Origin of the sequence: Anaerococcus lactolyticus ATCC 51172 (genome assembly GCF_000156575.1) — a bacterium.
Lineage (GTDB): Bacteria > Bacillota > Clostridia > Tissierellales > Peptoniphilaceae > Anaerococcus > Anaerococcus lactolyticus.
The window spans coordinates 251,327-261,427 of the sequence record NZ_GG666044.1 but is presented as its reverse complement, the minus strand read 5'-3'; the positions used below and the strand labels follow the sequence as shown (position 1 = coordinate 261,427).

Annotated in this window: 4 protein-coding genes; all 4 read left to right on the top strand. The window is 37.0% G+C overall.

Annotated features, from left to right (window positions below):
- Positions 1-739: MiiA motif-containing surface protein (locus HMPREF0072_RS12280; RefSeq protein ID WP_004826852.1), on the top strand; the 739-nt coding region annotated here is incomplete at its 5' end.
- A gap of 552 nt (positions 740-1,291) precedes the next feature.
- Complete coding sequence (locus HMPREF0072_RS01110) at positions 1,292-7,369, top strand: MiiA motif-containing surface protein (RefSeq protein ID WP_004826851.1); 6,078 nt, start codon at positions 1,292-1,294, stop codon at positions 7,367-7,369.
- A 568-nt stretch (positions 7,370-7,937) separates the two neighbouring features.
- A complete protein-coding gene (larA, locus tag HMPREF0072_RS01105; RefSeq protein ID WP_039930932.1) occupies positions 7,938-9,215 on the top strand; it encodes a nickel-dependent lactate racemase in 1,278 nt (425 codons plus the stop codon).
- 16 nt (positions 9,216-9,231) lie between these two features.
- Complete coding sequence (larD, locus tag HMPREF0072_RS01100; RefSeq protein ID WP_004826849.1) at positions 9,232-9,939, top strand: D/L-lactic acid transporter LarD; 708 nt, start codon at positions 9,232-9,234, stop codon at positions 9,937-9,939.
- Positions 9,940-10,101 lie beyond the last annotated feature (162 nt).

The following is a 10,101-nucleotide window of genomic DNA, read 5'->3' as shown; positions in this document are numbered from 1 at the left end:
GGGCACAAACCTAGCAGGTAAAGCTACCGCAACAGGAACAGGTGATTATAAATTTGTGGAATGGGATCCAGCATTAGGCGTAGCTGCAAATGGCAACATATACACAGCTAAGTTCAAAAAGCAAGGTGGAGGGGAACCAACACCTCAACCACCAACACCACCAGTTCCTACACCAGATCCAACTCCAACTCCAGATCCAACTCCAACTCCAGATCCAACTCCAACTCCAGATCCAACTCCAACTCCAACTCCAGAGCCTACTCCGGAACCAACTCCGGAACCAACTCCAGAGCCAACTCCTACTCCTCAACCAGAACCAAGTGGGGAGGATGATAAGGGCAAACCAACTATAGCTGATGAAAATCCACCAGTTATACCAAAGGATAAAACAGGTGTTAAGGATCCAGAACATTTGGATGATGGTGAGAAGAAAAAGATAATTGAAAAGATTAAGAAGGTTAATCCTAAGGCTGTCGATGTGAAGGTTGATGATAAGGGCAATGCCACTTTAATCTATGCTGACGGCTCTACAAACTTTATCCCTGCTAAGAAGCTTATTTACAAGCTAGCAAGGAAGGTGAGCAAGGAAGATGCATCAGGACCATTTAGGATGAAGAGGGGTGCTAGAAACCCTAAGACTGATATTTCATCACTCGGTGGTGTTGTTGCAACACTCGTAACAGCGGCTACAGGCCTCTTTGTTACTAACAAAAAAATGAAAGACGAAAATCTTTTCTAATAAGCTAAAGACTCAAGTGAAAACTTGGGTCTTTTTCTGATGTCATTCAGACGAACGAAGTGAGGAAGAATCCTGCAATTTATGGGATTCCTCGTCCACTCCTCTCGACCTTGCTCGAGGTAAACTTTTCCGCTCGGGGTAAACTATCCGGTGGATTCTCTGTCGGAATGACGTATGTTCATATACTTTGTCGACATTCTGGGACTCAAGTGAAAACTTGGGTCTTTTTTTGTGGGAGTTTTGAGGATTTGAGTATGTAATGTTGGGGGGACTCTCATAGCCCCATCCCGACAGAGAGCTTGCGATTAACGAGGGAGCTTATGAAGAAAGGAGTAGGATATGCGAGCTGACAAACATATTACAAACAGACAAGGCATCCTTAGCCGAGATTGGGGGTGGATTTTTTATCGTCTTTTGCTTAGTGCTAGTTATAAAGACTACCTTGATTGATTTTGTAAAAAACATATAGTATTATTAATGAATTATGCAAAAAAATTGCAAATCTGATAATATTTATCAAAAACTAATGGAGCAGAAACGAAGGAGAGTAATATGAATAACAAAAAATCCACTATACTTGTGGCAGCTTTGTCTTTGTCATTTGTGTTGAGCACTCAGAGCGTACTCGCAGTTGAAGATCAGGCTGGCCAAGCAGGATATGTAAGTGAAACAGATAGTAGTGGGAAATCTGCTGACACTGATTTGATTTTTACTATTGACCAACAAATCAAATTATCGTCTGCTGGTTATAGTCCAGAGGAAATTATTGCACTTGATAAGAAGGCAAGGGAAGAAAAGGCAGCATTAGGCCAAGACTTTGACCTTGATAAGTTTGTTAAGGATAAGATAGCAGAAAAAGAAAATGCTGGTCTTGGAATTTCTGACCCAGTTGTTAATGATAGGGTGGGTTCACCAAGTAGCGAAGACCGAGACGCTGTAGATGCCTCTAGTAGTGCGACCTATTACAAAAAAGCCAACTGGGAAAATAAAATAAAAGATAAGTCCCGTTGGAAGGTGGAAGATGCGCAAAACCTTGTTAGAGTAGGTGGAGGAGATCCACTCCAAATGAACGACATTGATTATGATGGAATGTTTATTGATGGAAATGGTAGATATGTTATAAGACTTGTATACAAGGAAAAATCTCAAGCATTATCTGGTGTTTGGTATAGGGCTTTAATCAATTTTGGAGATTTGGATAAATATATTGATTATGACCTTTCTTATGTTTTGGGTAAGGATGGTAAGACCCAATACAAATTTGAAGATGTTCAAAATGTTGTTGGCAAGGGCTTTGATTTAGGAAGAGCTGCCGGTGATAGAACTACTAATAGAGCAAACCTACCTATAAATTTAGTTTTAAAAGAGGGCATAGATTTAAAGACTCTTGGCAATGAAAATTACATTGTTCAAATGAGAATAACTGATGGTAATTATAATAGAGTTTATGCTTATGCTCCTGGCAAGACATCTATGGACTATTCTACTTATACAAAGACCACAGCAGTTGATCTAGCAGATAAGCTTGGGACTTTATTTATCAAGGGCGGAAAACAGTCTGACCTTAATAATGCAACTAACCAAGAATTCTTTATGTCTGAATTTATTGCTAACCCAGATCAATATGATGACAAGTTAAATCTTGGTATAATTAGAACTCAATATATGGGTCAAACAAATACCATAGTAAGAGAAACAGTTGGGGGCCAGCCAATTGCCTTCACCCAAGTTTTTGATGCCAACCTAGTAAATTACTTGAAGGCTGATAAGGCTGGAAATGTTGCCTATGTTAATGTTTTGACTAATGGAAGAGTGTTATCTCCAGTTACAAAAAATGTAGGAATTCCATTAGATAAAATAAATTATTCTAAAGATCGTAAATTAGCTTATATAGTTATCGGCACAGAAGCATTCAAAAAAGATGGTGTACAGGTAGTTACCGTACCTAAACTAGACCAACACGTTATGCTTTCAGGTTTCTATATCACAGCTATCGACTACGTTGTAGATAAGGGCAAATTTGAAGATACCTTTGCAGGTAGAACTCAAGGTATCGATAAAACTAGAAAGCTTAATTATTCTATGATGTCTGGCTGGACAAACCCTAATAATGATGGTTGGACAATTTATGAAAAGGACTATGACGACGATTATGTAGTTCCAGAAGGAGATTCTTACCTAATCGACACAGGCGAGGATCCAACTGGTGGACAAATTATGCTACAAATTGGTGGCGAACAAGCTATTTTAAGAAAACCACAAGGTTACTATAATGGATACGTTTCAGGCAGTGGAGCAAATGATGCCATAGAAAAATATGCAAATGGTGTTTATGAGATAAAACTCCGTGAAGGTGCTACAATTCTACAGGGTAAAAAATTAAAACTTTATATGCCTTATACATCATCTCACGATAAGCAAGTAAACTTCCTTGAAATCCACAATGGAACAAAATTAAATGAAGGTGGAGCGACACTAACATTACAAACAAATAGAAATATCAAGATGCACCTATATAAGCAAAATGCTGGATATTACAAGTTAAAATACACCTTAAAAGATGAAACTGAAGGCAGCATAGAATTTAAAAAGGGCATAACATGGATGTTTAAGGATAAAGACGGTGTCATGACAGGAACTCCAAATAGAGCTCTTCTACCAAGTGGTGGTACCTTCTACATTGATACAACAAAATTAAAAACTGGTGCAGATATTTTTGTTGAATCCTATGACGCTAAGGGAAATAAAATTGATTCTGAAACTTCATGGTTTAAATATAAACCTCTTGAGAAATCAAAGGACAATGTAAAACTTTTAACATGGACAGACCATTCGGATAAGAAATCAGTCTTGTCAATCAACAAGTCCCTCTACACCCCATACCAACAAATATTCACCAATGATTATGCTGGAGGTAATGTTTATGAGAATCCAAAGGCATTGCCAGCTGATGAAGCTGCTTTCAATACAGATACTAAACAAATTGTCGGCTATACCAAATATGATGGTGGTAAGGTAAGGACTCTTTTTGAGGGGGGCAAAACTGGCAATTTTATTGCCAAGGTAGAAGCCGAAGCCAATGAATATGATGACAAGGGCAACCTAAAGGAACCTGATGTAAGAAAAGATATAACAATTAAAAAGGATAATATATTTGATCCTCATTTTGATGGTAATAATAAGATCTATAAGGCTTACCAATACAGGGTGGACCTTGCTAAGATGCTTGCCTACCATTCTGATGATGACAAAAAAGAACATGAGCTTAAACTTTTAAAAGATATGAAATTTGTCTCAACAGCATCAGACGGATCATCTCTTCCTTCCGACCTCTATGAGACAAGAGTAAGGACAAGGGTATTATTTGATGCAACAGACGGACAATTTGCTGATAGCAACAAAAAATCTGTAAAAATTGTTCCAGATAACGTAAAATTCTATGGCGAAGAAGGCTATGTGGCAAATGGTTTTGAGGGTGCTAATGTAGAAGCTAATACTGGGGATAAATTCCCAGAAAATCCAAAACTAGACGGAAAGAACTTCTTAGGTTGGGTTACTGAGGCAGGTAAAAAAGCACTAGGCGGCAAGGCAGTTGTTACAGCTGATAAATTCAATGCATTATCAAAAGATCAAATCTTTACTAATGAAACACCAATAACAAAACACTTAGTTGTTTATGCTGTTTATTCAGATGAATTAACAGTTACCTTTGATGCAAACCAAGGTAGATTTACTGACGGCAAGGACACAAGCAATGTCAAAGTTAACAATGGAAGCGTAACAGCACCTACACCAACAAGAGATGGATTTACTTTCAAGGGATGGGCAGCAGATAAAAATGCTACAGAAGCAGATGCCAATATTTTAAATAATATAACTGCACCTAAGACTGTATATGCAGTTTGGGAAAAGAAAGACAAAGAGCCATTACAATTAAATGATCCAACACCTGTTGAAGTAAAAGATACTAAATCCTTATCATCAGATGAAATTGACAAGGTTAAGAAGGCAGTAGCTGAAGCAAATAAAGACAAAGGCATTACAGAAGCTGACATCACAGTAGCTGAAGACGGTACAGTAACAGTTACAAAAGATGGCAAGACTGGAACATTAGCACCAGAGAAAACTGTTAAGCAAAAAGAAGTTCAAAACGAATTCAACCCACCAAAGGAACCAGTTAAAGTTGATAAGATTGGTGAGTTAAAGCCTGAAGAAATTGCAGAAATTAAGAAAGCAGTAAAAGATGCTAATCCTGATAGAAACTTCAAAGATGAAGACATTACTGTAGAGGCTGATGGTACTGTAAAAATCAACCAAGGTGGTAAGGTTGGAACAATTTCTGCTGATAAGACTGTTGTCCAAAAAGATACAATACTTGATTTGACCGCTCCAGAAAAAACTGAAGTAAGAGATACAACTAATTTAACTCAAGAAGAAAGAGATAAGGTAGCTGCAGCAGTTAAAAAGGCTAATGAAGGCAAATTAAGTGCTGATGCAAAAGTTACAGTTGACGATAAGGGTAATGTAACAGTTAAAGATGGTACTAAGAATGGTACCTTGGAAGGCAAAGACACAGTTAAGAAATTCGACAGAACAGGAAAAGAAATAAAAGCTCCAGCAAAAACTAAGGTAGCTAACACTGATAATCTTACAGATGCAGAAAAACAAGCTGTAAGAGAAGCAGTTAAGGCAGCTAACCCACACCTATATCTTAAAGATGAAGAAATCCAGGTTGATAATAACGGTGCAGTAAGCTTCCCTATGGGACAAGGTCAGGGAACTTTCACACCTGAGCAAACAATTGAACAAGCAACACAAGATGATAAAATCATAAAATTAGTAGCACCAGCAAAAACACCGGTACAAAATCTTGATCAATTAACAGCAGAAGAAAAAGAAAAAGTTAAGAAGGCTGTTAAAGATGCAAATCAAACATTATCAGATACTGCAAATATTCAAGTTGCTGAAGACGGATCGGTAGTAGTTACTGACGGAGACAAAACAGGAACCCTATCTCAAAAAGATACAGTAGTGGACGATACTACAAAATTAACATTAAATAAACCAAGACCAGTTAAGGTTAAAGACCCACAAAATGTTACTACTGAGGAACAAGCAAAAATCAAAAAAGCAGTCAAAGACGTTAACCCAGGCTTGACAGATGATCAAATCACAGTCGATGATAAGGGTAATGTGACAGTAACTGTAAAAGAAACTGTTGATAATCAAGAAGTAACAAAAACAGCTAAACTGGGTCCAGAAGATACAATCGAAAAAGATGAAACACTAAACGCTCCAACACCAGTTGAAGTAAAAGACCCATCTAAGTTAACAGACGAAGAAAAGAAAGCTGTAGAAAAAGCAGTTAAAGATGCAAATTCAACATTACCAGCAGATGCAACAATTGAAGTAGGCAATGACGGCACAGTTACAGTTAAAAAAGATGGACAAGTAATTGGAACATTAACCCCAGCGCAAACTGTTAAGAAAGCAGGAGCAGTAGTAGCCCCAGCTAACCCAGTTGAAGTAAAAAATCCATCTGAGTTAACAGACGAAGAAAAAGAAGCTGTTAAGAAAGCTGTTAAAGATGCAAATTCAACATTACCAGCAGATGCAACAATTGAAGTAGGCAATGACGGCACAGTTACAGTTAAAAAAGATGGACAAGTAATTGGAACATTAACACCAGCACAAACAGTTAAGAAAGCTAAAATCGGTGGTTCCACTGGTGGCTCTACTGGTTCTGTATTCCCACCTATTAGCGATGGTTCTGGTTCTGATGATAGTGGCGATGCTGATGAGGATAGTTCTCTTAAACCTATTGACAAGGTAGAAGTAAAGGATAAAGATAAGCTTACTGACGCTGAGAAAAAGGAAATTGCCGATAGGATCAAAGAAAAGAATCCAGGCATCAAAGATGTCGAAGTTGATGATAAGGGTAATGTAACAGTTACCAAAAAAGACGGCACCAAGACCAATGTTCCTGCAGGAGATGTCCTAAAAGAAGCAGCAAGTAAAAATCCAATCCAACCTATTGACAAGGTTGATGTGAAGGATCCTAACAAGCTTACTGATGCTGAGAAGGATGCTATTGCTGATAAGATTAAGAAGAATAACCCGACTGTCAAAGATGTTAAGGTCGATGATAAGGGTAATGTTGAGATTACTAACCCAGACGGTTCTAAAACTAAGATTTCAGCTAAGGATGTCGTAAGCGAAGCAGAGGATGTTAAGGTAGTTATACCTAAGGATAAGGTCAAGGTTAAGGATTTGGATAAGTTGACCGAGGCTGAAAAGAAGAGCCTATTGGATAAGGTTAAGAAGGCAAACCCAAATGCTATCAAAGTTGAATTTGACGATAAGGGTAATATAGTTTTAACATTTGACAATGGCTTGATGACAAGTCTTCCATACAGGAACCTAGTTACTAAGGTTCAAAAAGGTGCGGTAATGGTTCCTCACAAATCTAAGTCAGAGGGAGAAGCTCCATTGAGAAATAGGAAAGGCAACAAAGGCGCTAGAAATGTAAAGACTGGCGTGAGTGAAGTTGGTGGCCTATTCGGAGTGGTAGGAACTGCGATTGCAGGCCTATTTGTGACAAGAAAAAAAGAAGACGAAGAAGAAAAATAGTTTAACTCTATCATATTTCCAAGAAAAAACTCAAGGTGTGATGCCTTGAGTTTTTTTGTCCTCTTTAGTAAGTTGAGCAAATCAAGGAAGGGGAAAATCTACCTGCTGTGTAGGTGATAGAAATCAATCTCAAAATTTATAATTATACCTAACATAAGCTAGGAAAATATTTTTACCTAAAACTCTCCTCGGTGATTTTTTAAGCTATAGCTAAATATTTTTCGTTTTCACTCTTATTATAGTCATTTCTTAATCTATATATTTTTTTGGAGATTTTTTATTGATGCTGGTTTATGAATCATTGCATCTAAATTTCGATGGATTTTTGTATATTAATGCACAGTCTCAATTTTGTATATATAATCAAATGGATATAAAACATATTTATTATGGAATGAGTCATAAATCCCTTATTTACAAAAAACGTTTTACACTTTGAAATTCATAGGGGTCTAGAAATTTATTCACTTTTACTTACAAATAATAATAAAAATTAGCTTGATATTGGTAAAAAAATAAGTTATAATCTATCCGTTGAATAATTATTAATATGATAGGAGATGTTATAATGTTTAAAATCAATGTACCTTACGATCATACAAGTATGGAGGTCGTATTAGAAGATAAAAACTTTGCAGGAAAACTAGAAGGAAAACAAACTCACTATGTGGCTAGTAAGTCTCAAGAAGATTTGGTTGAAGATTCTCTAGATAATCCAATCGGACAAAAGAGTCTTGAGGAACTTGTAGTAGGTAAAAAGGATATAGTAATTATTAGTTCAGACCATACTCGTCCTGTCCCTTCAAAAATTATTACACCTATTTTGCTAAGAAGGATTCGCAGTGCTAACCCTGATGCTCGCATCCGTATTCTAGTGGCAACAGGTTTCCACCGTCCATCAACTAGGGAAGAATTAATAAATAAATATGGTCAAGAGATTGTAGACAACGAAGAAATTGTAATGCACGTATCCACAGATGACAGTTCAATGAAAGAAATCGGCACCCTTCCAAGTGGTGGAGCTTGCATAATTAATAAAATCGCTGCAGAATGTGATTTGTTAATTGCTGAAGGCTTTATTGAAGCTCACTTTTTCGCAGGATTCTCTGGTGGTAGAAAGTCAGTTTTACCAGGGGTTGCTTCTTATAAAACAATCATGGCTAACCACAGTGGTGAATTTATAGATGATAAACATTCAAGAACTGGAAATCTAAATCATAATTTAATCCATGAAGATATGGTTTATGCAGCAAGAACAGCAAATCTTGCCTTCATTATTAATGTTGTTTTAAATGGCAACCATGAAATTATCGGTTCTTTTGCAGGTGATATGGAAGAAGCTCACAAGGTTGGTTGTGATTTTGTAAGAGAACTTGCTAGTGTTAAAAAGATTGACTGCGATATAGCTATTACTACAAATGGTGGAGCTCCACTTGATCAAAATATTTACCAAGCTGTAAAGGGCATGACAGCTGCTGAAGCAACTGTTAAAGAAGGTGGAGTTATCATAAGCTGTTGTGCTTGTGGTGATGGTCATGGTGGTGAAGGCTTCTATCACAATATTGCTGATGTAAAAGAAGCAAAAGAATTTGAAGATATGGCTATTAACACTCCAAGATTAGAGACTGTGCCAGACCAATGGACTTCTCAAATTTTTGCCCGTATCCTTTCTCACTATCATGTAATATTGGTATCTGACCAAGTAGATGAAAAACTTGTTACTGACTTGCACATGCAACTTGCTAGAACTATGGATGACGCTTTAAAATTAGCTTTTGACATAATGGGAAAAGATGCTAAGGTAGTTGTTATTCCTGATGGTTTGGGCGTAGTTGTTGAAGAATAAGAGCTAAGGAGAGTATATGATTTCAAAATTAATAGCAGAGTTCTTAGGAACTGCACTTATGATTATATTTGGTGTTGGTGTTCACTGTGATGAGGTGCTTAACAAGGCTAAATACCAAGGCTCAGGCCACTTGTTCGCCATTACAACATGGGGTTTTGGTATTACTATAGTTTTGGTAGTATTTGGGGATGTATGTATTAACCCAGCCATGGCATTTTGTCAAGCGATTCTTGGCCTTATACCTTGGGCCTACTTTGTACCATATGTTATAGCTGAATGTTTGGGAGCGTGTGTCGGAGCCTTGATTTGCTATGTTCTATACAAAGATCAATTTGATTCATCCCTAGATGTTGACCCAGTAAAGGTAAGAAATATATTTTCAACAAACCCTATATTTAGAAACCTTCCTAGAAACTTCTTTGTAGAGTTTTTTGCAACCTTTATTTTCTTATCATCAATATTAGGTCTTGTTAAAAATCAACCAAACTTTGTGCCAATAGGTGTCGGTTTGTTAGTGTGGGCAATAGGTATGGCCTTGGGTGGTCCTACAGGATTTGCTATGAATCCTGCCAGAGACCTAGGTCCAAGACTTGCTTATAGCCTCCTACCAATCAAAAATAAAACAGATAATGACTGGCAATATGGTCTAACAATTCCTGGCCTTGCTCCATATGTAGGAGCTATTGCAGCTGCCTTATTTGCTAGGTTTTATCTAGGATTTTAGGAAAAAGCATAAAATAAAATAAGCCTATAACTTAAAAGGTTGAGTAACTTATAAAAAAATAAGCGGAATGGAATCTTAAGATAAGATTTACATCCCGCTTATTTTTTATTTATCAATATATAGCTAAGTTATTTTTGTTTGTCTGATTTATTTTAAAATCTT

Bases quoted from the DNA above. Each gene is read 5' to 3' on its own strand.
- HMPREF0072_RS01110 (WP_004826851.1), top strand. From the start codon at position 1,292: ATGAATAACAAAAAATCCACTATACTTGTGGCAGCTTTGTCTTTGTCA.
- larA (WP_039930932.1), top strand. From the start codon at position 7,938: ATGTTTAAAATCAATGTACCTTACGATCATACAAGTATGGAGGTCGTA.
- larD (WP_004826849.1), top strand. From the start codon at position 9,232: ATGATTTCAAAATTAATAGCAGAGTTCTTAGGAACTGCACTTATGATT.